The organism is Paracoccus sp. SY, from assembly GCF_002901215.1.
Lineage (GTDB): Bacteria > Pseudomonadota > Alphaproteobacteria > Rhodobacterales > Rhodobacteraceae > Paracoccus > Paracoccus acridae.
In genome coordinates, this window is the sequence record NZ_NWMQ01000022.1 from 1 (window position 1) to 21,912 (window position 21,912).

General features: G+C 64.8%; 26 protein-coding genes. 6 read left to right on the top strand and 20 right to left on the bottom strand.

Going from position 1 to position 21,912, the window contains the following annotated elements; translation table 11 throughout:
• From CK944_RS23255 to CK944_RS22925, 3 genes are all read left to right on the top strand, one after another.
• Positions 1 to 852, top strand: an 852-nt coding sequence (locus tag CK944_RS23255) for an ATP-binding protein (RefSeq protein WP_371411668.1), incomplete at its 5' end; no start/stop codon positions are given.
• Between the two features lie 250 nt (positions 853 to 1,102).
• Complete coding sequence (locus tag CK944_RS14835; protein ID WP_103173850.1) at positions 1,103 to 1,402, top strand: hypothetical protein; 300 nt, start codon at positions 1,103 to 1,105, stop codon at positions 1,400 to 1,402.
• Between the two features lie 183 nt (positions 1,403 to 1,585).
• Positions 1,586 to 1,984 (top strand): hypothetical protein, encoded by a 399-nt coding sequence (locus CK944_RS22925; RefSeq protein WP_146038674.1) that lies wholly within the window; start codon positions 1,586 to 1,588, stop codon positions 1,982 to 1,984.
• Positions 1,985 to 2,298: 314 nt separating this feature from the next.
• On the opposite strand, the gene CK944_RS24330 is transcribed toward CK944_RS22925, so the two are convergent.
• From CK944_RS24330 to CK944_RS14865, 7 genes are all read right to left on the bottom strand, one after another.
• Complete coding sequence (locus CK944_RS24330) at positions 2,299 to 2,460, bottom strand: integrase core domain-containing protein (RefSeq protein WP_146038675.1); 162 nt, start codon at positions 2,458 to 2,460, stop codon at positions 2,299 to 2,301.
• Positions 2,461 to 2,535: 75 nt separating this feature from the next.
• The gene (locus CK944_RS14840) at positions 2,536 to 3,231 is read right to left on the bottom strand and encodes an ABC transporter ATP-binding protein (protein ID WP_103173851.1); all 696 of its coding nucleotides are present in this window, start codon (positions 3,229 to 3,231) and stop codon (positions 2,536 to 2,538) included.
• Positions 3,231 to 3,983, bottom strand: a complete 753-nt coding sequence (locus CK944_RS14845) for an ABC transporter ATP-binding protein (protein WP_103173852.1) — start codon at positions 3,981 to 3,983, stop codon at positions 3,231 to 3,233. Before CK944_RS14845 ends, CK944_RS14840 begins: the two co-directional genes overlap by 1 nt.
• Positions 3,980 to 4,969, bottom strand: coding sequence for a branched-chain amino acid ABC transporter permease (locus CK944_RS14850; RefSeq protein WP_103173853.1), 990 nt, complete (start codon positions 4,967 to 4,969; stop codon positions 3,980 to 3,982). Before CK944_RS14850 ends, CK944_RS14845 begins: the two co-directional genes overlap by 4 nt.
• Positions 4,966 to 5,889, bottom strand: coding sequence for a branched-chain amino acid ABC transporter permease (locus CK944_RS14855; RefSeq protein WP_103173854.1), 924 nt, complete (start codon positions 5,887 to 5,889; stop codon positions 4,966 to 4,968). The genes CK944_RS14850 and CK944_RS14855 overlap by 4 nt, the downstream gene beginning before the upstream one ends.
• 81 nt (positions 5,890 to 5,970) lie before the next feature.
• The gene (locus CK944_RS14860) at positions 5,971 to 7,116 is read right to left on the bottom strand and encodes an ABC transporter substrate-binding protein (protein ID WP_229665342.1); all 1,146 of its coding nucleotides are present in this window, start codon (positions 7,114 to 7,116) and stop codon (positions 5,971 to 5,973) included.
• Between the two features lie 196 nt (positions 7,117 to 7,312).
• A complete protein-coding gene (locus CK944_RS14865; protein WP_158248015.1) occupies positions 7,313 to 8,296 on the bottom strand; it encodes an AraC family transcriptional regulator in 984 nt (327 codons plus the stop codon).
• A gap of 231 nt (positions 8,297 to 8,527) precedes the next feature.
• Here CK944_RS14865 and CK944_RS14870 point away from each other — a divergent pair, with 231 nt between their 5' ends.
• From CK944_RS14870 to CK944_RS14880, 3 genes are read left to right on the top strand one after another with little or no spacing between them, the layout of a single operon-like run.
• Positions 8,528 to 9,760, top strand: a complete 1,233-nt coding sequence (locus CK944_RS14870; RefSeq protein WP_103173857.1) for a flavin-dependent oxidoreductase — start codon at positions 8,528 to 8,530, stop codon at positions 9,758 to 9,760.
• Positions 9,761 to 9,785: 25 nt separating this feature from the next.
• Positions 9,786 to 10,235, top strand: coding sequence for a cupin domain-containing protein (locus CK944_RS14875; protein WP_103173858.1), 450 nt, complete (start codon positions 9,786 to 9,788; stop codon positions 10,233 to 10,235).
• Between the two features lie 27 nt (positions 10,236 to 10,262).
• The gene (locus tag CK944_RS14880) at positions 10,263 to 11,432 is read left to right on the top strand and encodes an ABC transporter substrate-binding protein (RefSeq protein WP_103173859.1); all 1,170 of its coding nucleotides are present in this window, start codon (positions 10,263 to 10,265) and stop codon (positions 11,430 to 11,432) included.
• A gap of 84 nt (positions 11,433 to 11,516) precedes the next feature.
• Here CK944_RS14880 and CK944_RS14885 read toward each other — a convergent pair whose 3' ends face one another.
• From CK944_RS14885 to CK944_RS14940, 13 genes are all read right to left on the bottom strand, one after another.
• Entirely contained in the window at positions 11,517 to 11,915 is a 399-nt protein-coding gene (locus CK944_RS14885) for a MarR family winged helix-turn-helix transcriptional regulator (RefSeq protein ID WP_239986084.1), read from the bottom strand.
• Positions 11,909 to 12,328, bottom strand: a complete 420-nt coding sequence (locus CK944_RS23665; RefSeq protein WP_192877767.1) for a hypothetical protein — start codon at positions 12,326 to 12,328, stop codon at positions 11,909 to 11,911. The genes CK944_RS14885 and CK944_RS23665 overlap by 7 nt, the downstream gene beginning before the upstream one ends.
• Before the next feature lie 11 nt (positions 12,329 to 12,339).
• Positions 12,340 to 13,170 carry a tryptophan 2,3-dioxygenase gene (kynA, locus tag CK944_RS14890; RefSeq protein ID WP_103173860.1) on the bottom strand — a complete coding sequence of 277 codons (831 nt, stop codon included), beginning with the start codon at positions 13,168 to 13,170 and terminating at the stop codon, positions 12,340 to 12,342.
• 251 nt (positions 13,171 to 13,421) lie between these two features.
• A complete protein-coding gene (locus CK944_RS24205) occupies positions 13,422 to 13,550 on the bottom strand; it encodes a hypothetical protein (RefSeq protein ID WP_256388133.1) in 129 nt (42 codons plus the stop codon).
• Between the two features lie 45 nt (positions 13,551 to 13,595).
• Positions 13,596 to 13,913 (bottom strand): alpha/beta hydrolase, encoded by a 318-nt coding sequence (locus CK944_RS14900; RefSeq protein WP_103173862.1) that lies wholly within the window; start codon positions 13,911 to 13,913, stop codon positions 13,596 to 13,598.
• Positions 13,913 to 15,562, bottom strand: a complete 1,650-nt coding sequence (locus CK944_RS14905; protein WP_103173863.1) for an AMP-binding protein — start codon at positions 15,560 to 15,562, stop codon at positions 13,913 to 13,915. The genes CK944_RS14900 and CK944_RS14905 overlap by 1 nt, the downstream gene beginning before the upstream one ends.
• 66 nt (positions 15,563 to 15,628) lie before the next feature.
• Positions 15,629 to 16,027 carry a RidA family protein gene (locus CK944_RS14910; protein WP_103173864.1) on the bottom strand — a complete coding sequence of 133 codons (399 nt, stop codon included), beginning with the start codon at positions 16,025 to 16,027 and terminating at the stop codon, positions 15,629 to 15,631.
• On the bottom strand, positions 16,017 to 16,436 hold the full coding sequence (locus CK944_RS14915; protein WP_103173865.1) for a thioesterase family protein: 420 nt from the start codon (positions 16,434 to 16,436) through the stop codon (positions 16,017 to 16,019). Before CK944_RS14915 ends, CK944_RS14910 begins: the two co-directional genes overlap by 11 nt.
• Complete coding sequence (locus CK944_RS14920) at positions 16,433 to 17,569, bottom strand: acyl-CoA dehydrogenase family protein (protein WP_103173866.1); 1,137 nt, start codon at positions 17,567 to 17,569, stop codon at positions 16,433 to 16,435. The genes CK944_RS14915 and CK944_RS14920 overlap by 4 nt, the downstream gene beginning before the upstream one ends.
• A 56-nt stretch (positions 17,570 to 17,625) precedes the next feature.
• Entirely contained in the window at positions 17,626 to 18,453 is an 828-nt protein-coding gene (locus CK944_RS14925) for an enoyl-CoA hydratase family protein (RefSeq protein ID WP_103173867.1), read from the bottom strand.
• The gene (locus CK944_RS14930) at positions 18,450 to 18,881 is read right to left on the bottom strand and encodes a MarR family winged helix-turn-helix transcriptional regulator (RefSeq protein WP_103173868.1); all 432 of its coding nucleotides are present in this window, start codon (positions 18,879 to 18,881) and stop codon (positions 18,450 to 18,452) included. Before CK944_RS14930 ends, CK944_RS14925 begins: the two co-directional genes overlap by 4 nt.
• Positions 18,878 to 19,615: an SDR family NAD(P)-dependent oxidoreductase gene (locus tag CK944_RS14935; protein WP_103173869.1), complete on the bottom strand. Its 738-nt coding sequence runs from the start codon at positions 19,613 to 19,615 to the stop codon at positions 18,878 to 18,880. Before CK944_RS14935 ends, CK944_RS14930 begins: the two co-directional genes overlap by 4 nt.
• On the bottom strand, positions 19,612 to 21,897 hold the full coding sequence (locus CK944_RS14940; protein WP_103173870.1) for a bifunctional salicylyl-CoA 5-hydroxylase/oxidoreductase: 2,286 nt from the start codon (positions 21,895 to 21,897) through the stop codon (positions 19,612 to 19,614). Before CK944_RS14940 ends, CK944_RS14935 begins: the two co-directional genes overlap by 4 nt.
• Positions 21,898 to 21,912: the final 15 nt, after the last annotated feature.

Below are 21,912 nucleotides of genomic sequence, written 5' to 3' on the forward strand. Positions count from 1 at the left end.
GAGGCGCGGGCCGGAGCCGCGGCCACGCTTGCAGCCGCGCGCCGCGCCCATGACGCCGCGGCCGCCGAGGCCGGAGATCCGGCGGCGCTGACGGACCGGCTGCGCGACTTGCGTGACGCCCGGACGGGCCACCAGTCCCGGCTGGCCGATGCCCAGGCCGAGTGCGCGCATCTGGAACGGGCCGCCCCCGACCTGGACATGGCCCGCGCCGCCCTGTCGCGCGCCCAGTCGGTCGTGGCCCAGGCCAAGGCGCAGCGCGACCGCCTGCGCGAGGACCTGGCGATGCTGAACGGATCCATCGGCACCCTGGCCGAGGAAGGGATTGAGGAACATCTGGACGAGGTCCGCGGCAGGCTTTCCGACGCCGAAGCCCGCGCCGCCAGATACGCGGCCGAGGTGCGGTCCCTGACCCGCCTGCGCCAGGCCCTTGACGAGGCGCGGCGCCAGGCGCGGGATGCCTATCTCGGGCCGGTGCTGCGCGAATTGCAGCCTCTGCTGGGGGCGATCCATCCCGGCGCCACGCTGGAGATCGACGACCAGACCCTGCTGCCCGCTGCCCTGACCCGTGACGGCCAGGCCGAGGCCCTGGACATCCTGTCGGGCGGCACGCGCGAACAGGTGGCGATCCTGACCCGGCTGGCCTTTGCGCGGCTGTTCGCGCGGGCGGGCACCCAGGTGCCGGTGATCCTCGACGATGCCCTGGTCCACAGCGACGACGACCGGATCGAGGCGATGTTCACCGCCCTGCACCGCGTGGCGCAGGACCAACAGATCCTGGTCCTGACCTGCCGCCAGCGGGCCTTCGCGGCCCTGGGCGGCGAACGGGCACGGGTCAGCGTTGAGACGGTCTGATGCTTACCAGTCTTGGCGTCATCTGAAAACTTGAACGTCGCAAAGGGCGGGAAGCTGTCTGACGGCACCGCAGCACAGCAGATGCAGAAACTCTGTTGAAGCAACCGTTAGCGCCACCTGAAGCAGAGGTCTGCCCGATCAGCCTGTTTGCAGCGGTTGCGTGCGAAACTACTCGTTTACTGCATAGGACGCACGGGATACCTGCCCGATAAGAATTATTAGACCAAAGCATGATCGAAGGAACCTGTCGGTGCCGCAACTTTCCGAAATCCTCGCAAGCCCCGCAAAACCGGCTCTCTTCGTCGGGAACGGGATTAATCGGTACAAGAATAATGCGCAATCCAGCTGGGACGACCTGCTTCGAGGGCTCATGCGCGACTTTGGCGTTGACTTCACCGATGAAGAAGTTCGCGAGATGTCAAACACCGAACTGTTCGACATTCTCGATCTTGCTCGACCTGCCGAAGATCGCAGCAGTCTTCAAGCGAAATTCTGTGAGACGATGAGGGACTGGAGGCCCGCACAGCATCATCAGTCAATCGTTGGGTAGGCGCAGCGTCATCGCCGTCCGATCATCACTGTTAACTTCGATGAAAATCTGTCTCGCGCAGCGAAGGCGCGGCGACAATGGCTGGGCACGCCCTCCACCGACTACTATCCGTGGAACTGCTATTTTTCGGACAAGTCGATCACTGCTCCGAGATCAGAATTCGCGATCTGGCACGCTCACGGCATGATGCACTACAAGCGCAGCATCCGCCTCGGCCTCACGCATTACATGGGCTCGGTTCAGCGTGCGCGGCAATGGGTGTACGGCGATGAGGTCTGCGAGAGTCGACCAAGAACGTTCAAGCCAATTGGCGCGGCGCGAATGGCTGGATGTCCTCTTCTTTTGCCCGCTTGTAATTTCGGGTTCAGCTTCAGCAAGGACGAGAATTTTCTGCGCTGGCTCTTTCTGGAACGTGCGCGCCTCCAAAAGACCAATCCGGAGTGCAAAGCGCCAACTTGGTTTGTTGATACGCCGAATAACGGCAGTCTTCACAGAAAGCCATTCTTCGAGGCGCTCCAGATGAAATATGTCGTCGCTGAAAGCTATCACGATATCTACGAAAACCCAGCGTGGAAGTCTTAGCCCTGTGAGGGCAGAATGGCCGCCACTAGACCGAGTTGATCCTGTGAGCACGCCGTTCTTTGAGCAGTATGTTCAAATCAGGCACAATCCGACTGAACTTGCCCGGTACATAAAGGATGATCGTTGGCGTATAAACACGTACTTGCCCGAAGTCGCCGCAAAGCTTGACGACATAGCTACGGTCAACGGAAGTGCTATACGGAAACAGCTAGGCAAGAATTCTCCCGCTCGAACACATCAATCATCATGGGTAGCAAGGTCATTCGCACAGTTTCCTGAGCTACTCCCCGATCCTGGACAGCTTTCCGGCTGATTTAAGCTACTGCCTGGGCCTGCTGATCGGTTTCGATATTGTTGAAGTAGACCACGGCGGGCGGTTGTCCGCTATGGGCGGCGTGAGGCCGCTGGTGGTTGTAAAAGGTGATCCAGTGGTTGCTTGCGGCCTTGGCCTGCGATCCTGTTTCCCAGGCGTACAGGTAAAGGCGTGAGAAACTCTCTTCACAGCCGAAGTCGCATCCAGGCGAGCGCGTCCGGCATAATTCGCCGCAGGGTCAGACGTGCAGGAAGCGGGTCTTCACGTCGGGGGTGGCGATCAGTTCGGGCGTCGTGCCTGTCCAGACCACGCGGCCCTTCTCGATCACCACGTGGCGGTCGGCAAAGCGGGCAAGCGCGTCCACGTTCTTGTCGATGATCAGGATCGCCTCGCCTTCGGCCTTGAGATGGCGCAGGCAGGACCAGATCTCCTCGCGGATCAGGGGCGCAAGGCCCTCGGTCGCCTCGTCCAGGACGATCAGAGCGGGATTGGTCATCAGCGCCCGGCCAACTGCCAGCATCTGCTGTTCGCCGCCCGACAGTTGGTCGCCCATGTTGCGGCGGCGTTCCTTGAGCCGAGGGAACAGGGCATAAACCTTGTCCAGCGTCCATTTGGCCTTGCCCCGCGCGCGGGCAGTGGCGATCAGGTTTTCCTCGACCGTCAGGGGTGCGAAGACCTGCCGGCCTTCGGGCACGAGGCCCAGGCCCGCGCGGGCAATCAGATGGGGGGCCGCCGCCGTCAGGTCGCGCCCGTCGATGCTGACGCGCCCGCCGCGCGGACGCAGCAGCCCGAAGATCGACCGCACCGTGGTCGTCTTACCCATGCCGTTGCGGCCCAGCAGCGTCACCACCTCGCCGCGCGCGACCGACAGGTCGATCCCGAACAGCACCCGGCTGTCGCCATAGGACGCCTGCAACCCTTCAACCGTCAGCATCAGGCCGCCTCCTCTCCCAGATAGGCTGCGCGGACCTTGGCATCCGCGCGCACGTCGGACGGGGTGCCGCTGGCAACGATCTGGCCATAGACCAGCACCGAGACCATGTCCGCCAAGGCAAAGACCGCATCCATGTCATGTTCGATCAGGACCATCGTCACGCGGTTCTTCAGGCGACCGAACATGTCCACAAGATGGGCGGCTTCCTCGTGCCCCGTGCCGGCCAGCGGCTCGTCCAGAAGCAGCAGCCGGGGCCGCGTGGCAAGCGCCACGGCCAGTTCCAACTGGCGCTTCTCGCCATGGCTCAGCGATCCGGCCAGCCTGCGACTGCGGTCCGCAAGTCCGACATCGGCCAGACAGGCCATGGCCTGGTCGTTCAGCGCCTGTTCGGACGCGGCGGGGCGAAGGAAACGGAACGACGACCCCTCGCGCGCCTGCACGGCAAGCGCCACGTTTTCCAGCACGCTGAAGCTGGGCAGCAGCGTGGTCAGCTGAAACGACCGCGCCAGCCCCAGGCGCACACGGCCTGCCATGTCCAGCCGGGTGATGTCCTGCCCCGCATAGACCACCCGCCCGCTGTCGGGCCGAAGCTGCCCCGACAGTTGCGAGATCAGCGTGGTCTTTCCCGCGCCGTTGGGTCCGATGATGGCGTGAAGCTGGCCTTCGTGGACATCCAGCGAAACGTTCTGCGTGACTTTCAGCGCGCCATAGGACTTGCTCAGGTTCTGCACGCTCAGCAGCGGCTCGGTCATTTCGCGTCCCTTGTCAGGTTGAGACGGCGCAGCAGGCCCGACAGCCCTCCGGGCGAGAACAGCGCCACCGCCACAAGGATCAGGCCGAAGCCCAGGCGCCAGTGTTCGGAAAAGCGCGCAAGCCCTTCCTCCAGCGCGATGGTAAGAAGCGCGCCGCCCATTGCGCCGGTTAGGCTTCCCACGCCGCCCAGGACCAGCATCACGATCATCTCGCCCGAGCGATGCCAGCTCATGTAGGCGGGCGAGACATAGATCGCCTGGTTGGCCAGCAACACGCCGGCGACGGAACAGATGCAGCCCGCGATGACATAGGCCGTCAGCTGATAGGGGAAAGGCCTGAAGCCGATAGCCTGCATCCGCAGCGCGCTTTCGCGGGTGCCGGTCAGCACGCGGCCAAAGCGCGACAGGGTCAGCCGGTAAAGCCCGGCAAAGACCAGGACCAGCAGCACCAGTGTGGTGTAGAACATGCCCTGCGCCCCTTGCAGCAAGGGCATTCCCAGGATCGTCGAGCGGGCGGTCAGCGCCACCCCGTCGTCGCCGCCCAGGGCCGAAAAGGACACGAAGAAGAAGAACGCCATCTGCCCAAAGGCCAGCGTAATCATGATGAAGTAGACGCCGCGCGTCCGCAGGCTGATCGCGCCCGTGACGGTGGCGAAGATTGCCGATGCGGCGACCCCGGCCAGCAGTTGCAGGACCAGGTCGTTCACGCCTGCCCGCGACAGGATCGCCACGGCATAGGCGCCGAAGCCCAGATAGGCGGCATGACCGAAAGACACCATGGCCCCATAGCCGAGGATCAGATCCAGCGACAGCGCGGCGATGGCGAAGACCATCATGCGGGTCGCGACAACGATCAGGAAGGGTTCGCCCAGGAAGTGGGCGACCGGCGGAACGACGGCCATGACGGCAAAGATGCACAGCGCCAGCTTCAGCCGTCCGGCAAGTCTGGGGCGCGTGGGCGCAAGGGTCTGGGTCATGTCGGTCATCGCGCCACGATCCGCCCGAACAGACCGGCGGGACGCCAGAACAGCACCGCCGCCATCAGGATATAGACCAGCATCGGCGCAATGGTTCGGCCCGCCTGCGCGGCTGCGGCCGGGTCCATCATGGACTTGAGGATGATGGGCCCGAACATCCGGCCCAGCGTATCGACGATGCCGACCAGAAGCGCCGCGCAGAAGGCGCCCTTGACCGAGCCCACGCCGCCGATCACTATCACCACGAAGGTCAGGATCAGGATGCTGTCCCCCATGCCGGGATCGACCGACAGGATCGGCGACACGATGGCCCCCGCAAAGCCCGCCAGCATGGCCCCGACCGCAAAGACCAGCATGAACAAGCGGTTGATGTCGGTCCCAAGCGCGGAAACCATCGACCGGTTCGCCGCCCCTGCCCGCAGCAGCATGCCGACACGGGTGCGGGCGATCACGAACCAGAGACCCAGGGCGACCGCAAGGCCCAGGCCGATCACGGCCAGCCGATAGACGGGATAACGCATCGGACCCGCCAACGGGATCGAACCCGACAGCATCTCGGGCATGGCGACCGACAGCGGAGCCGAGCCCCACAGGATGCGGACAAGTTCGGACAGGACCAGCACAAGGCCGAAGGTCGCCAGAACCTGGTCCAGGTGCGATCGGTCATAAAGCCTTCGGAAGACCAGCAGTTCCAGCACCAGCCCGACCGCCAGCGTCAGCGGCAGCACCATCGCCAGCGACAGCCAGAAGTTGCCTGTCGTGCCCATCATCATGGCCATGACATAGCCGCCCACCATGTACAGCACGCCATGCGCCAGATTGATGAAGTCCATGATGCCGAAGACCAGCGTCAGGCCGGCAGCCACGAGAAACAGCAGGATCCCGAACTGGGCGCCGTTCAGAAGCTGCAGAAGGAAGAGATTGAACATCTGTCGTCCTTGGTTCGCACGCAGGGTCCGTCCGGCCCCGCAAAAGGGCCGGACCGTCGGTTCCGCCGCCCGCAGGAGGCATTATTTCATCGGACACTCATCGACATAGCTGTCGGACGCTGCGGTGAAGACCTTCTCGACCACCGAGGTGCGATAGTTGCCCTCGTCATCCTTGATGGCCTTGGTCAGGTAGAAGTCCTGGATCGGGAAGTTGTTGGCCGCAAAGGCGAACTCGCCGCGCAGGCTGGGGAAATCGGCGGCCTTCAGCGCGGCGCGCAGCGCCTCGCGGTCTTCTGTCCCGGCAGCTTCCACCGCGCTGTCGATCAGCATCAGCGAGTCATAGGCCGCCATCGCGTAAAGCGAGGGAACGCGGCCATAGGCGTCCTTGAAGCCTGCCACGAACTCGGCATTGCCGGGCGTGTCCAGGTCCGGCGCCCAGTTCGACCCGGTCAGCATGTCCAGTGCCGCGTCCTGTTCGGCGGGCAAGGTGGTTTCATCCACGGTGAAGGCCGACATCAGCGGGATCGAGGACAGGCCCGCCTGGCCCCATTGCTTGACCAGGTTCACGCCCATCCCGCCCGGCATGAAGGCGTAAACGGCGGCAGGCTGGGCGGCGGCGATCTGGGCCAGTTCGGCCGAGAAGTCCAGCTGGCCCAGCGGCACGAACAGTTCGCCCGCGACCTCTCCCTTGTAGAGCGCCTTGAAGCCGTTCAGGCTGTCCTGCCCTGCCTGATAGTTGGGCGCCAGCAGATAGACATTCGCGATGCCCTGCTGGTTCATGTGCTCGGCCAAGACCTGCGGCATCTGGTCGTTCTGATAGGACACGACGAAGATGTCGGGATTGCAGTCCTTGCCGGCGAAGTTCGACGGCCCTGCGTTCGGCGACACCAGGATGCCGCCGGCCTGGGTCACCGGTGCCGCGATGGCGGTCATGATGTTCGAGAAGATCGGCCCGATCACGAAATCCGCGCCCTGGCCTTCCACCAGTTCCCGGGCCTTCTGGGCGGCCACGTCGGGCTTGCCCTCGTCGTCGATGACGATGATCTCGGCCTCGCGCCCGCCGACCTTGCCGCCCAGTGCCTTTTCGGCAAGCAGCACGCCGTCACGGGCATGTTCGCCCAATACGGCAGGGGGACCGGACAGCGTGACCAGCACGCCGATCTTCAGCGGTTCGTCGGCAAGGGCGACCGATGCAGCGGACAGCATCAGCGCGGAAGACAGGGCCATGAGGCGCATCAGGCAAGCTCCTGTTGGGTGCTTTATCGTTTATTGCTTGAAACAATTTCATACATGAAGTTTCCAAAATGCAAGAAAAATATCTCGCCGGATGGAGATTGATGAACCTGAAGGCGTTCGGCGCGGCGTTGCCGAAGACTGGGCCCTGCAAGGACTTCACCTGAAAACGGCGCGGGGTCTTTCTATTTTACTTTTGAAGCAAACAGCGACGGCCATGCGCCTTTGCGGCTTGGGACGGCAATATGCCGAACCGCTGGCGATAATCCGATGAGAACTGGCCCATGTGGCCAAATCCGCACCGCATCGCCAGGCCCGTCAGGCCGTCGCCGCCGATCCGTCCGGCCTCGATCTCGGCGCGGGCGCGATCAAGGCGCAGCGCCTTGAGGGCCAGCAGCGGCGTCGTCGCGCGATGGCTGCGAAAGGCGCGATAAAGGCTGCGGGTGCTGGTTCCCGCGGCCTCGGCGATAAGCGCGGGGGTCAGGTCCATGTCCAGATGGGCTGCCATGAAGCGTTCGGCCCTGCGAAGGATGTCGGGACAGGGATCGGCGCCCGGCAGGGACAAACCGGCACATTCCGCGTCCAGGGCGGTGCCGATCACGGTGATCAGCGCCTGCTCCATCGCGGCCTCGGCGCCTTGACCAGCCTGCCCTTCCGTCTGCTGCATCTCGATCTCGGCCAGCAGATACTCCAGCAGGCGCAGCATCCGCGCAGCCGTTACAGAGGACAGGGCCACAGAAGGACGATCCCGGGCGATGCGCGTGAAAAGCGCAGCCCCACCCATGGCTTCCAGTTGCTGCTGCCTCAGATCGACGATCAACATGCGTGTGCCGGGTTGGAAATCCAGCAGGACCGACGAGTCCGGCGCCACGACATGTGCCGCATCGCCCCGGACGAAATGATGCGTCGCGCCCCGTCCGTCAGTGGCGGCAAAGCCGCCGCGCAAGGGGATCTGCAGCAGGGAAATTCCCTTTTCCCCCGAGACGCGAACCTGTGCGGGACCGCCCAACGAGACCGAGGTCAGGCCGACGCAGTCCAGCTTGCCATGCAGGATCTCGGTCCTGTAGCGGGTGCGGGCCCGGCCCTGGACGCGGCAGGGCCGCAGCAGGCCGGACATCGTGGCCTCGAATTCATCCAGCGAATCGGACCGACGCCAGAACTGCCGTTGCTGCATGATCCCTCCCCTGACCAGGCCGCGCTTCATTCCACCTTCACAGGCGCAACAATGCAAGCACGTCGGCGGCCCCCGGATACTTTAGTTCTAAAGTTTATCGGGGCGTGCCAAAATTTTCATCTTTGGCGCCACGCCGATGTTCTGGCGCTGTGGTGATAGCGCGGCATCGCCAAGGCCCTTTCACTGGCGGCAAGCCGGGACAAAGCCGGCACTGCAACAGGAGGGTGCCAGATGAAGGCAATGATTGCGGGCGCCGGGATCGGCGGCCTGACTACGGCGCTGATGCTGCACGCACGGGGCATCGACTGCCAGCTTTACGAGGCGGCACCCGCGATCCGGGAACTGGGCGTCGGGATCAATGTCCTTCCCCATGCCATCCGCGAACTGGCCGAGCTTGGCCTGTTGCCGACCCTGGACCGCATCGCCATCCGCACCAGCGACCTGTTCTACATGAACCGCCGGGGCCAGGAAATCTGGCGCGAGCCGCGCGGTGTCGATGCGGGCCATGATGTGCCCCAGTTCTCGATCCACCGGGGCCGCTTGCAGGCAATGCTGCACGATGCGGTTCTGGATCGGCTTGGTCCGCAGGCGATCCTGACGGGCAAGCGGGCAACGGGATTTTCGCAGGACAGCGACCGCGTCACGCTTGCTTTCGAAGATGGCGACGCGGCCCAGGGCGATTTGCTGATCGGTGCCGACGGGGTTCATTCGCGGATCCGCGCCCAGATCCATCCGTCCGAACCCGGCCTGAAATGGAACGGCGTCATGATGTGGCGCGGCGCCACCGAATGGCCCGCCTTCGCGGACGGTCGCACGATGATCGTGGCGGGCGGGTTCGTCTACAAGCTGGTCCTTTATCCGATCGCGGCAGGCAGCGCGGCGGGCACGGTCCTGATGAACTGGGTCATCTGCTATCGTGCGGCGCAGGACGGCGCCCGCCCCCCTGCGCGCGAGGACTGGAACCGCCGGGGCACCTTGGAGGAACTGCTGCCCCATGTGCGCGCCTTCGATACCGACGTGATCGACCTTGAGGCCCTGGTGACGGCGACGTCCGAATTCTTCGAATATCCGATGTGCGACCGCGACCCCTTGCCCTTCTGGACCGACGGGCGCGTGACCCTGCTGGGGGATGCGGCGCATCCGATGTATCCGGTGGGCTCGAACGGGGCCAGCCAGGCGATCCTGGATGCCCGCGCACTGGCCGACCTGCTGGTGCAGAACGGCGATGTCCCTTCGGCCCTTGCAGCCTACGAGGCAAGCCGTCTTCCCGCCACGGCCCAGGTCGTCGCGCTGAACCGCAAGGGCGGCCCCGAAGGGGTGATCGACGAGGTCGAGCGGCGCGCGCCTGACGGCTTTGCCGACCTTGATGCCGTCATCACGCCCGAGGAACGCCACATGATCGTGCGCGGCTATGCCGCGACCGCCGGATTTTCGCAGGACCAGACGCGCCTGCGCCGGGCCTGAACCATACCCAAGAAGGAGAAACGAGATGGAACTGATGACAGCGGGCGTGACCACGCGCGAGGCATCTGTGGACGACGTGACCTGGCACATCCTGGGCCAGACCTATGTGCCCAAGCACCGCAGCGAAAGCTCGATGTCCTGGCACGCGACCTTTCCGCACGGCACCTTCGTGCCCCATCACATCCACACGACACAGGACGAATTCATCTATGTCCTGACCGGCGAACTGGAACTGGAACTGGACGGCGGCGCCCCGGTCAAGGCCGGACCGGGCGATCTGGTGCGGATGCCCCAGGATGTGCCGCACGGGATCTTCAACCGGTCGGGCAAGGACGCGACCTGCCTGTTCTGGGTCTCGCCCACTGCGAACCTGTGGGACCTGTTCGTGGCCATCGACAACGTGCCCGACCCCGCCGAGATCGTCCGCCTTGCCGCGCAGCACCAGGTCGATTTCCTGCCGCCTCCCTCCGCATAACCAGCAAGACCAACAGGGATGACAACAATGAAAAAGAACATTGCGCTCGGCGCGGCTCTGGCCCTGGCCACCGCCCTGCCGCTGCACGCCGCAAGCACCGACGGCAAGGTCCGCATTGGGCTGCTTTACACGCTGTCCGGCCCCTCGGCGATCCTTGGGGAACAGTCGCGCGACGGTTTCCTGATGGCCGCCGAAAAGCTGGGCAACAGCTTCGGCGGCCTGGAAGCCGAGATCATCGTCATCGACGATGAGCAGAAGCCCGACGTGGCCGTCACGCGCGCACGCGAGATGGTGGAACGCGACGAGGTGGACTTCGTCGTCGGGCCGATCTTTTCCAACGTGCTGTATGCGATCCTGCAGCCGGTGACGCAGGGCGGCGCGATCCTGGTGTCCACCAATGCCGGAACCTCGAACCTTGCGGGGGCGGAATGCAATCCCGACCTGTTCGTGACCTCGTATCAGAACGACCAGATCCACGAGGTTTCGGGAAAATACGCGCAGGATCAGGGTTATGGCAATGTCGTGCTGATCACGCCCAATTATCAGGCCGGCAAGGACGCGATGACCGGGTTCAAGCACAGCTATTCCGGCAATGTCGCCTCGGAAATGTTCGTGCCGCTGGGACAACTGGACTTTTCGGCCGAACTGGCCCAGATCGCGGCCTTCCAGCCGGATGCGGTTTATGCCTTCATGCCGGGCGGCATGGGCGTGAACTTCGTCAAGCAATACCGCCAGGCCGGGCTTGAGACGATCCCCTTCCTTTCGGCCTTCACGGTGGACGAATCCACGCTGCCCGCCCAAGGCGCCGACGCGCTGGACTTCCTTGCGGGATCCAACTGGGCGCCGGATCTGGACACGCCCGAGACGGCCGCGTTCACCGAAGCCTTCATCGCCAAGTATGACCGCGTTCCCGCCACATTCGCGATGCAGGCCTATGACGCGGCGATGTTGATCGACAGCGCCCTGCGCATCACCGGAGGCAAGCTTGATGACCGCGAGGCGCTGCGCGCGGCGATGAAGCAGGCGGACTTCACGTCGTTGCGGGGAGATTTCCGCTTCGGCGACAACCATTTCCCGATCCAGGATTTCTACCTGACCAAGGTGGTCCAGCGCGAAGACGGCCACTTCGCCACCTCGATCGTCCAGCCGATCTTCGAGGATTACCAGGACAACTTCGTATCGTCCTGTCAAATGTGATGCTGTGCCGCGGCGCGCCTGCGCCGCGGTTTCCGCCCCTGCTCGGCTCCATGGCCGGCGTGATGGCGCGGGGGCCTGGTCCCCTTACCGATGGGCCTTGTGGCGGATGTCCAGCATGATCGAGATGCCGCGTGCGGCGTCCGCCTCGGTCACCTCGTCGAAAAGCTCGTTGATCCAGTCCCGATGCCGTGCCGTGACCTCGCGCATCAGCTGAGCGCCGGTTTCGGTGATGCGGATCCGAAAGGCCCGACGGTCGGTTTCCATCGTCTCGCGCTCGGCCATTCCATCGGCGACCAGACGGTCCACGATCCCCGTCACATTGCCGTTCGACACCATCAGTTGCTGCGACAGTTCCGTCATGCGCAGCCCGTCCGGCGCCGCCAGAAGCGCCGCCAGCACGTCGAAGCGCGGCAGGGTCATGTCATATCCCTGGCGCAGCCGTTCGCGCAGGTCGCTTTCGACATAGCGCACAGCCTTCAGCATCTGCAGCCAAAGCCGCAGGCGCTGACGCACGGCATCACCTTGCGCATGGAGAGGGGCAGCCATTTCCTTCGAGTCCATCTGCTTGCCTTTCGATCGGTGCGCCATGCCGGATTGCAGAGACTTTCGGTGATCCGCGCCTTGTCCATCAGCCTTCCGCAGAAGATACCATATAACCATGATAAAATTTTACATCCATAATGATCATGGCGTGCTGCTGCCCTGTCAAAGGGCGTGGCACCATCCTGAAGATCAGCGTCGGAACGATCAACCGCCTTGCCATGTCCGGTGATGATCTTGCCCCTGGATGTGGAATTTGCTTTGGCTATGAAATACTTCGACGAGGCAAGACCCATGGCCTGCCCCAGGAACAAGACATAGCCACGGCGCTTCGAAGGTCCACGCCATTCCGCCATGATCACAGAGCCTAGAGTTCCGTGCGCACGCGCCACAGTTCGGGGAACAGTTCCACCCCGAGCATCCGCTTGAGATAATTTATCCCCGCCGTGCCGCCGGTTCCGCGCTTGAAGCCGATCACCCGTTCGACCGTGGTGACATGGTTGAAGCGCCAGCGGCGGAAGTAGTCCTCGAAATCGACCAGCTTCTCGGCCGTCTCATAGGCTTCCCAGTAACGCGAGGGATCGCGATAGACGGTGGCCCAGACCGCCATGACGTCCTCGTTCATGGTCCAGCCCTGGCGCAGGTCGCGTTCCAGCACGGCGGCCGGGACCGGCAGGCCCAGCCGCGCCAGCCGCCGCAGCACCTCGTCGTAAAGCGAGGGCCGGGCCAGTTCGGCCTCCAGCTTCTCCAGCAGGTCGGGGCGATGCTCGTGCGGCTTCAGCATGGCAAGGTTGCGGTTGCCGACTGCATATTCGATCAGCCGGTACTGCCAGGACTGGAAGCCCGAGGACTGGCCCAGGTCGTCGCGGAACCGCGTGTATTCCGAAGGCGTCATGGTCCGCAGCACGTCCCAGGCGGAATTGAGCTGTTCGAAGATGCGCGCCACGCGCGCCAGCATCTTCAGCGCCTCGGCGGTGTTGTCCGACGCGATCATACGCCGCGCGGCCTCGACCTCGTAGAGCGCAAGCTTCATCCACAATTCCGAGGTCTGGTGCTGGATGATGAACAGCATCTCGTCATGGGCCTTGGACAGCGGCTTTTGCGCCGACAGGATATGGTCGATCTGCAGATAGTCGCCATAGGACATGCGCTGCCGGAAATCGGTCTGGGCGCCGTCTTTGGAGGGATCATAGGTCATTCTGGCTTTCCTTGTTGCTGAAACGAACGGTCAGGCGGAAAGAAGAACCTGTGGGTCAAGGACCAGGACCTGCCCGATCCGCTTCCAGATCGTGATCCAGCCCTGCGGCCGGCAGACACAGGGCAGGCCTTGGGGATTGCCGGACGCGCCCTTTGGCGAGGGCACAGGACAAGAGGCATGAAGGTCGCGGCGGCCAAGAGCAGCAAGGATCATGGGGCGTCCCTGGAGTCGATGAAAGATGGCCGACAGGCTCAATCCGCCAGCAGTTCGATTACGATGGCGGAGTCGCGATTTTTCAACCCTTCCAGGATCGAGAAGTGATCGTGGCCGGATTCCTCGACCAGCTTTGTGCGGGCCTGTCCGTCCCAGATCAAGGACATCAGCCGGGACTGGCGCAGGAATTCCGGCCTTTCCTCGGCGCCTACTCAACAGGTCAGCCGGATCGGACCCTCGACAAGCGCGGCCGCCTTGCCGATTGCGGTGCCGATCTCCCAGATGATCTCGAAAATTCTTGCCTCGGGCGCAAGCGTGTATCCGGGCACCGCGACGGTCCAGCCATTCGCGCGGGTGCCTTGGGCCAGGTCGGTCCAGTCGGATTTCGCGCATCTGATCCAGAAGCCGCCATGGACGAAAATCACCAGGCCCTTGCCGGGGCCGTCGGGCCGGACCAGATCCAGCTTCTGGCGGGGCAAGGGTCCATAGAGAATATCCTCCTCGACCACGACCTTCCGTCGATCGCGCATCAGTTTGCCTTGGTCCCCACGGCCCGTAGCTGGAACCTCTGGATCTTGCCGGTCGCGGTCTTGGGCAGGGCTTCGGTAAAGATCACGCTGCGGGGATATTTGAAGGGGGCGATGACCGTCTTCACATGGTCCTGAAGAAGCTTGACCATCCGCATGTCGCCGGTCTGCCCGGCGGCCAGGACCACATGCGCCTGAACGATCTGGCCCCTTTCCTCGTCCGGCGCCCCGATCACGGCGCATTCCTGCACGGCGGGGTGGGACAGCAGCGCGGCCTCGACCTCGGGTCCGGCGATGTTATAGCCCGCCGACAGGATGATGTCGTCGGTGCGGGCGGCGAAATGGAAATACCCGTCTTCGTCCTGGCGAAACGCGTCGCCGGTCAGGTTCCAGCCATCCCGGACATAGGCGCTCTGCTTTCCAGGATCCGCCAGATAGCGGCAGCCGGTCGGTCCGCGCACCGCCAGTCGCCCCACCTCTCCGCGCGGAACCTCCTGCATGTCGTCGCCGACGATCTTCGCCTCATAGCCGGAAACCGGCTTGCCCGTGCAGCCCGGCTGGTGGTCGTCGAAGCGGTTGGTGATGAAGATATGCAGCATCTCGGTCGCGCCGATCCCGTCCAGCATCGGCTTGCCGGTCTTTTCCCGCCATTCCTCATAGATCGGCGCGGGCAGGGTCTCGCCGGCGCTGACCGCCGCGCGCAGGCTGGACAGGTCGGCCCCCTGATCCATCGCCCGCAGCATCACCCGATAGGCGGTCGGCGCCGTGAAGCAGACGGTGGCCCTGTGTTCCTGGATCATCTCGATCATGTTCGGGGGGCTTGCCTGTTCCAGAAGCACGGCCGACGCCCCGAACCGCAGCGGAAAGACCGCAAGCCCGCCCAGGCCGAAGGTGAAGGCCAGGGGCGGACTGCCGATGAACACGTCGTCGGGGGTGACGTCCAGAACCTCCTTCGCATAGCTGTCGGCGATGATCAGCAGGTCGCGGTGGAAATGCATCGTGGCCTTGGCCTCTCCGGTCGAACCCGAGGTAAAGCCAAGCAGCGCCACGTCATCGCGCCCGGTCCGCACGGCATCGAAGCGCACGGGCTTCGTCAGCGCGGCACGGTCAAGTTCGGCGTCATGATTGGCCGTTCCGTCAAAGCCGATCACGGTCTTCAGGAAGGCGCTGTCCTTCTGACAGGCCACCAGGTCGTCCATCAGCCGCGTGTCGCACAGCGCATGGCTGACCTGGGCCTTGTCCACGAACTTGGTCAATTCGCCCGCGCGCAGCATCGGCATGGTATTGACCACCACGGCGCCCGCCTTGGTCGCCGCCAGCCAGCAGGCCACCATCGCCGGATTGTTGGCCGACCGGATCAGCACCCGGTTGCCGGGCCTGACACCATAATCCTCGACCAGGACATGGGCGAGGCGGTTGGTCCAGTCGCTCAATTCCTTGTAGGTGCGGCGGCGGCCGTTTCCGATCAGGGCGGTGCGGTCCCCGAACCCCTTTTCGACCATGCGGTCCGTCAGTTCGACCGCCGCATTCAGGTATTCCGGGTAGTCGAACCCTTCCAGCTTCAGGTCCGGACAGGCCTCGGGCGGGGGCAGGTTGTCGCGCGTGAACGTGTCTTCATGCGCCGAAGGTCCAAGCGGCGGGTTGCCGGTCATCTGCAGTCTCCCAGTTGGGCGGGGCGGCATCTTGGGCGTGCGCTGACCCGCGGTTCGCCTGTCCTGTCAGGCGGGAATCACGGCGGTTGCCTCGATCTCGACCTTGGCGCGGTCCTCGACCAGGGCCACCACCTGCACCAGGGCCATGGCCGGATAATGGCGGCCGATCACGTCCTTGTAGGCCTGCCCGATCTGCTTCAGCGCGGACAGGTATTCCTGCTTGTCGGTGACGTACCAGGTCAGGCGCACCAGATGTTCGGGACGCGCCCCGGCCTCGGCCAGGATGGCGACGATGGATTGCAAGGCGATGCGGACCTGTTCGCCAAAGTCGTCGGTCTCGAATTCCTGCTGGTCGTTCCAGCCGATGACCCCGCCGGTGAACACCATCCGCCCGGTCGCGGCGATCCCGTTGGAATAGCCCGGCGTGGCTTTCCATGACTTCGGATGCAAGACCTCATGCAGCATCGCTCGTCTCCTTGAAGTGCTTCATTTTCATGCGGATCGCGTCGGGCCAAGGCGCCGCGCGGCCGTCGCGGCCCACCCAGACCAGGGTTGATGTGCATTGCAGCCTGTCCTGCCCGCCCGCGCTGACACGCTGAACCAGGCGGACGCTGGACCGTCCCACGTCCTCGATCTCCAGCACGAAATCCAGCATTTCCCCCAGCCGCGACGGAGCGTGGAAAGTCGCGTCGATATGGGCGGTGGGAACGGCGCAGTGTTCCTCGACATGGATGCGGGCGAAGGGATAGGCCAGCACGTCGGCGAAGAAATTCTCGATCGTCGAATTCAGCATCTCGAAATAGCGGGGATAGAAGACGATCCCCGCCGGGTCGCAATGGTTGAATTCGACCGGGATGCGGCGGCGATAGCTCATTCCAGCACGCTCCGGGCGATGACCACGCGCTGAACGTCGCTGGCCCCTTCATAGATGCGCAGGGCGCGGATGTCGCGGTAAAGGCTTTCCACCGGGCATCCCTTGCGCACGCCGTCGCCACCATGCAGCTGCAGGGCCGCGTCGATCACCTGCTGGGCGGCTTCGGTGGCGTAAAGCTTGGCCATCGCCGCCTCGCGGGTGATGCGCGGCGCCCCCATGTCCTTGGCCCAGGCGGCGCGATAAACCAGAAGCGCCGCCGCATCGATCTTCAGCGCCATGTCGGCAACATGGCCCTGGACCATCTGCAGACCGGCAAGGGGCTGGCCCTGGATCCGGCGGCTTTTCACGCGCGCCAGGGCCTCGTCCAGGGCGCGCCGCGCCATGCCAAGCGCCGCCGCGCCGACGGTCGGGCGGAACACGTCCAGCACCGACATGGCCAGCTTGAACCCCTCGCCCGCCCTGCCGATCAGGGCGCTGTCGGGCAGGAACACGCCGTCCAGCTTCAGCCGCGCCAGCGGATGGGGCGCGATCACCTCGATCCGCTCGGCGACGGACAGGCCGGGACTGTCCGCAGGCATCAGGAAGGCCGACAGCCCGCGCGCGCCCGGCGCCTCGCCCGTGCGGGCGAAGATGACGTAGAGATCGGCGATACCCCCGTTCGAGATATAGGTCTTCTCGCCCGTCAGCCGCCATCCGCCATCCACCCGTTCGGCCGTCGTCGCGGTATTGGCGACATCCGACCCCGAATCCGGTTCGGTCAGGGCAAAGGCCGAAATCGCGCGGCCTGCCCGGGTCTTTTCCAGCCATCCGCGCTGATCGGGGGTGCCGAACAGCGACACGGCGCCCATTCCCAGACCCTGCATGGCAAAGGCGAAATCGGCCAAGGCATCGTGCCGCGCCAAGGTTTCGCGGATCAGGCACAGGCTGCGCACGTCCAGACGCTCGCCCTCGGCCGCGCCGGAATGGCGCAGGAAGCCCGCCGATCCCAGTGCCGCCACCAATCCCCGGCAGGCCGCGTCCACGTTGCCGTGATCGACCGGAAGATGACCCGCGCACCATTCTTCCAACGCCGCCGAAAGCTCGCGGTGCCGGGTCTCGAAAAACGGCCAGTCCAGAAAGCTGCGATCCGCCATTCCAATCCATCCTTTCCTGGCGCCGGGCATCTCGCCCGCGCCGTCAGTCCCCCGGTTCAGTCTCCGGCGAAGACCGGCTTTTCCTTGGCGACGAAGGCGTGATAGGCGCGCTCGAAGTCGCGGGTCTGCATGCAGATCGCCTGCGCCTGCGCCTCGGCCTCGATGGCCTGTTCCAGCCCCATGTTCCATTCCTGGTTCAACTGGGTCTTGGTTATGCCGTGGGCAAAGACCGGGCCGTCGGCAATGCGCCGGGCCAGCTTCAGCGCCTCGGCCTCCAACGTCCCGGCATCGTGCAGCGCGTTCCAGAACCCCCAGGCCGCGCCCTCCTCGGCGCCCATGACCCGGCCGCTATACAGCAGTTCCGCCGCCCGTCCCTGGCCGATGATGCGCGGCAGCATGGCGCAAGCGCCCATGTCGCAGCCGGCCAGGCCGACGCGGGTGAACAGAAAGGCGCATTTCGCATCCGGCGTGGCCAGCCGCAGGTCCGATGCCATCGCGATGATCGCCCCGGCCCCCACGGCAATCCCCTCGACCGCCGCAATGATCGGCTTGCCGCAGCCGATCATCGCCTTGACCAGGTCGCCCGTCATCCGGGTGAAGGCCAGCAGATCCTTCATGTCCATGCCGACCAGCGGGCCGATGATGTCATGCACATCCCCGCCCGAGCAGAAGTTTCCGCCGTTCGAGGCGAAGATCACCACGTCCACGTCGGTGGCATAGGCAAGCGCGCGAAAGGTGTCGCGCAACTCGGCATAGCTTTCGAAGGTCAGCGGGTTCTTGCGGTCCGGGCGGTCCAGCCGGATGGTGGCGACGCGGTCCTCGACCTTCCACAGGAAATGCCGGGGCGTCAGGCCCGCAAGCCGGGTTCTGGTCAGTTCGCTCATCCTTGCTCTGCCCTTTTCAAGATTTCGGTCATCACATCCACATCCCCGTCGTCCAGTCGCGCGAAGATCCGCGCCACCTCGGACTCGTGGCCCGCAGCCAGGCTTTCGAATGCCGCCAGCCCTTCGGGCGTCAGGGCGACGAAGACGGTCCGGCGGTCGGAATCGGACGGGGTGCGCCGGGCCAGGCCGTCCTTTTCCAGCCTGTCCACCACCACCGTCGCATTGCCGTTCGACACCAGCAGCATCCGGGACAGATCGCTCATCGTCATGGCCTCGCGGCGGCGATACAGCGCGGCCATCACGTCAAAGCGCGGCAGCGTGGTGTCATGGGTCACGCGCAGGTATTCGCGCAAGTCGTTCTCGGCCCGGCGGGTCACGCCAAGAAGCCGGATCCACAGCTTCAGCCGGCGCTTGGACCCCTCGGTCATGTCTCGCCACCCGCGATAGCGATGGCCTGGCCGTTGATGCCCTCGGAGCCGGGGGCGCACAGCCACAGCGCGGCGGCGGTGACCTCGGCGGGTTGGATCAGGCGCTTCTGGGGGTTGGACGCGGCCAGGGCGGCCCGCGCCTCCTCGGAGGTTTTCCCGGTCTTGGCGACGATGGTGGCGACAGAACGGTCGGTCATGTCGGTGTCCAGAAAGCCGGGGCAAAGCGCGTTCACCGTCAGCGGCTTTCCTGCGATCTCCTGCGCAAGGCTGCGCACCAAGCCTACCACCCCGTGCTTGGCCGCCGCATAGGGCGCCACATAGCCATAGCCCTTCAGCCCCGCGGTCGAGGCGACGGCGATCAGCCGCCCCCAGCCCGGCATCTGCGCCAGTCCCTCGCGGAAGGTCAGGAAGGTGCCGGTCAGGTTCACCGCCAGCATCGCGTTCCACTGGTCCAGCGTGGTGCGGCCGAACGGCGCGCTGTCCGCCGCGCCGGCATTGGCAATCACGATGTCGCAGAGACCGGCCTGGGCGAACAGCGCCTTGACGCTGTCCTCATCGGTCACATCCGCCGTCAGGGCGCGCGCGCCGGTGCGTTCGGCCACCGCGTCCAAGGGCGCGGCCCGCCTGCCGCAGATCACCACCTCGGCCCCGGCACTGGCAAAGCCCGCCGCAAGGTCGGCCCCGACCCCGGTGCCGCCCCCCGTGACCAGGACGCGCTTGCCCGAAAGCGTCATGCCCGGATCGCCTCTTGCTGGCGGTCGCGCAGGCGATACAGCAGGTCGCGCCCACCCTTGTAGGGCGCGGGCCAATCCACGCCCTGCTCGCCTTGCTCGACGGCGGCGTGCAGCGTCCAATAGGGGTCGGCCAGGTGCATCCGCGCCAAGCAGACCAGATCAGCACGGCCCGCCATCAGGATGCCGTTCACCTGGTCGAAGTCGCTGATGTTGCCGACCGTCATCGTCGCCAGCCCCGCCTCGTTGCGGATACGGTCGCTGAAAGGGGTCTGGAACATCCGGCCATAGATCGGTTTTTCCGCCGGATCGGTCTGGCCCGAGGACACGTCGATGATGTCGGCACCGGCTTCGGCGAACATCCTGGCGATCGCCACGGCCTCTTCGGGGTCCACGCCGCCGTCGATCCAGTCATTGGCGGAAATGCGCACCGCCATCGGCTTGTCCTCGCCCCAGGCGGTGCGCATGGCGCGGAACACCTCCAGCGGATAGCGCATCCGGTTTTCCAGGCTGCCGCCGTATTCGTCGGTGCGCCGGTTGGTCACGGGCGAGATGAAGGTCGCCAGCAGATAGCCGTGGGCCGCGTGCATCTCGATCATGTCGGCGCCCGCACGCGCGGCCATCTTGGTCGAGGCGACGAACTGGTCGCGCACCATGTCCATGTCGGCGCGGTCCATTTCCCTGGGCGCCGCGCTGCCGGGCTTGTAGGGCAAGGGGCTTGCCGCCATCAGATCCCAGTTCCCCTTACGCAGCGGCGCGTCGATGCCGCCGTCCCAGGGCACGCAGGTCGATCCCTTCCGCCCCGAATGGCCGATCTGGATGCAAAGCTTGCAGGATGTTTCCGCATGGATGAAATCTGCCAGCCGCTTCCACGCCGCCTCGTGTTCCGGCGCATAAAGGCCGGGGCAGCCGGGCGTGATGCGGCCTTCCGGGGACACGCAGGTCATCTCGGTATAGATCATCGCCGCGCCGCCCTTCGCGCGTTCCGCGTAATGGATCAGATGCCAGTCGGTGGGGCAGCCATCCACCGCCTTGTATTGCGCCATCGGCGACATGACGATGCGGTTCTTCAACTCCATGTTGCGCAAGCGGAACGGCGCGAACATCGGGCGGCTTCCGGGCTTGCCCCCCGCGCGGGTCTGGAACCACTCCTCGGCCCCTGCCAGCCATTGGGGATCGCGCAGGCGCAGGTTCTCGTGGCTGATGCGCTGCGAACGGGTCAGCAGCGAATAGGCGAACTGCACCGGATCCAGATGCAGATAGCGTTCGACCTGCTCGAACCATTCCAGGCTGTTGCGGGCCGCCGATTGCAGGCGCAGCACCTCGACCCGGCGTTCTTCCTGATAACGCTGGAAGGCGGCCTGCATGTCCGGTTCGGAATGCAGGTATTCGGCAAGCGCGATCGCGCTGTCAAAGGCCAGCCGCGTCCCCGAGCCGATCGAGAAATGCCCCGTCGCCGCCGCATCGCCCATCAGCACGACGTTTTCATGATACCAGTTTTCGCAGATCACCCGCGGAAACTGCATCCAGACCGCTGAGCCGCGCAGATGCGCCGCATTCGACATCAGGTCATGGCCGCCCAGATGGCGCTCGAAAATCCTGCGGCAGGTCTCGACGGTCTCCTCCTTGGTCATGTCGGGGAAACCCAGTTTCTCCCATGTCTCGGGCAGGGTCTCGACGATGAAGGTCGCGGTGTTGTCGTCGAATTGATAGACATGCGCCCAGACCCAGCCATGCTGGGTCCGTTCGAAGATGAAGGTAAAGGCGTCATCGAATTTCTGATGCGTGCCCAGCCAGACGAACTTGCAGCGGCGGGTGTCGATGTCGGGCTGGAAGACCTCGGCATATTCCTTGCGCACCATCGAATTGATGCCGTCGCAGCCAACCACCAGGTCATAGTCCTTGCGGTATTCCTCGGCCGACCGGAACTCGCTCTCGAACTGCAGGTCCACCCCCAGGTCGCGGGCGCGCTGCTGCAGCAGGATCAGCATCTGCTTGCGCCCGATCCCGGCGAAGCCATGTCCGCCGGACACGGTGCGCACGCCGTCATGGATCACGGCGATGTCGTCCCAATAGGCGAACTGGCTGCGGATCGCCTCGGTGCTGACCGGATCGTTCTTCTGCATCCGGCCCAGGGCGTCGTCGGACAGGACCACGCCCCAGCCGAAGGTGTCATTGGCCTTGTTGCGCTCCAGCACGGTGACCTGGTGCGAGGGGTCGCGCAGCTTCATCGAGATGGCGAAATACAGTCCCGCCGGCCCGCCACCCATGCACAAGATCTTCATCGCTCGGCTTCCCCC

What these genes read in the sequence shown, in the direction of transcription:
- CK944_RS22925 (WP_146038674.1), top strand. Translation starts at nt 1,586, where the DNA reads ATGATGCACTACAAGCGCAGCATCCGCCTCGGCCTCACGCATTACATG.
- CK944_RS14840 (WP_103173851.1), bottom strand. Translation starts at nt 3,231, where the DNA reads ATGCTGACGGTTGAAGGGTTGCAGGCGTCCTATGGCGACAGCCGGGTG.
- CK944_RS14845 (WP_103173852.1), bottom strand. Translation starts at nt 3,983, where the DNA reads ATGACCGAGCCGCTGCTGAGCGTGCAGAACCTGAGCAAGTCCTATGGC.
- CK944_RS14850 (WP_103173853.1), bottom strand. Translation starts at nt 4,969, where the DNA reads ATGACCGACATGACCCAGACCCTTGCGCCCACGCGCCCCAGACTTGCC.
- CK944_RS14855 (WP_103173854.1), bottom strand. Translation starts at nt 5,889, where the DNA reads ATGTTCAATCTCTTCCTTCTGCAGCTTCTGAACGGCGCCCAGTTCGGG.
- CK944_RS14860 (WP_229665342.1), bottom strand. Translation starts at nt 7,116, where the DNA reads ATGGCCCTGTCTTCCGCGCTGATGCTGTCCGCTGCATCGGTCGCCCTT.
- CK944_RS14865 (WP_158248015.1), bottom strand. Translation starts at nt 8,296, where the DNA reads ATGCAGCAACGGCAGTTCTGGCGTCGGTCCGATTCGCTGGATGAATTC.
- CK944_RS14870 (WP_103173857.1), top strand. Translation starts at nt 8,528, where the DNA reads ATGAAGGCAATGATTGCGGGCGCCGGGATCGGCGGCCTGACTACGGCG.
- CK944_RS14875 (WP_103173858.1), top strand. Translation starts at nt 9,786, where the DNA reads ATGGAACTGATGACAGCGGGCGTGACCACGCGCGAGGCATCTGTGGAC.
- CK944_RS14880 (WP_103173859.1), top strand. Translation starts at nt 10,263, where the DNA reads ATGAAAAAGAACATTGCGCTCGGCGCGGCTCTGGCCCTGGCCACCGCC.
- CK944_RS14885 (WP_239986084.1), bottom strand. Translation starts at nt 11,915, where the DNA reads ATGCTGAAGGCTGTGCGCTATGTCGAAAGCGACCTGCGCGAACGGCTG.
- CK944_RS23665 (WP_192877767.1), bottom strand. Translation starts at nt 12,328, where the DNA reads ATGGCGGAATGGCGTGGACCTTCGAAGCGCCGTGGCTATGTCTTGTTC.
- kynA (WP_103173860.1), bottom strand. Translation starts at nt 13,170, where the DNA reads ATGACCTATGATCCCTCCAAAGACGGCGCCCAGACCGATTTCCGGCAG.
- CK944_RS24205 (WP_256388133.1), bottom strand. Translation starts at nt 13,550, where the DNA reads ATGTCCTTGATCTGGGACGGACAGGCCCGCACAAAGCTGGTCGAGGAA.
- CK944_RS14900 (WP_103173862.1), bottom strand. Translation starts at nt 13,913, where the DNA reads ATGCGCGATCGACGGAAGGTCGTGGTCGAGGAGGATATTCTCTATGGA.
- CK944_RS14905 (WP_103173863.1), bottom strand. Translation starts at nt 15,562, where the DNA reads ATGACCGGCAACCCGCCGCTTGGACCTTCGGCGCATGAAGACACGTTC.
- CK944_RS14910 (WP_103173864.1), bottom strand. Translation starts at nt 16,027, where the DNA reads ATGCTGCATGAGGTCTTGCATCCGAAGTCATGGAAAGCCACGCCGGGC.
- CK944_RS14915 (WP_103173865.1), bottom strand. Translation starts at nt 16,436, where the DNA reads ATGAGCTATCGCCGCCGCATCCCGGTCGAATTCAACCATTGCGACCCG.
- CK944_RS14920 (WP_103173866.1), bottom strand. Translation starts at nt 17,569, where the DNA reads ATGGCGGATCGCAGCTTTCTGGACTGGCCGTTTTTCGAGACCCGGCAC.
- CK944_RS14925 (WP_103173867.1), bottom strand. Translation starts at nt 18,453, where the DNA reads ATGAGCGAACTGACCAGAACCCGGCTTGCGGGCCTGACGCCCCGGCAT.
- CK944_RS14930 (WP_103173868.1), bottom strand. Translation starts at nt 18,881, where the DNA reads ATGACCGAGGGGTCCAAGCGCCGGCTGAAGCTGTGGATCCGGCTTCTT.
- CK944_RS14935 (WP_103173869.1), bottom strand. Translation starts at nt 19,615, where the DNA reads ATGACGCTTTCGGGCAAGCGCGTCCTGGTCACGGGGGGCGGCACCGGG.
- CK944_RS14940 (WP_103173870.1), bottom strand. Translation starts at nt 21,897, where the DNA reads ATGAAGATCTTGTGCATGGGTGGCGGGCCGGCGGGACTGTATTTCGCC.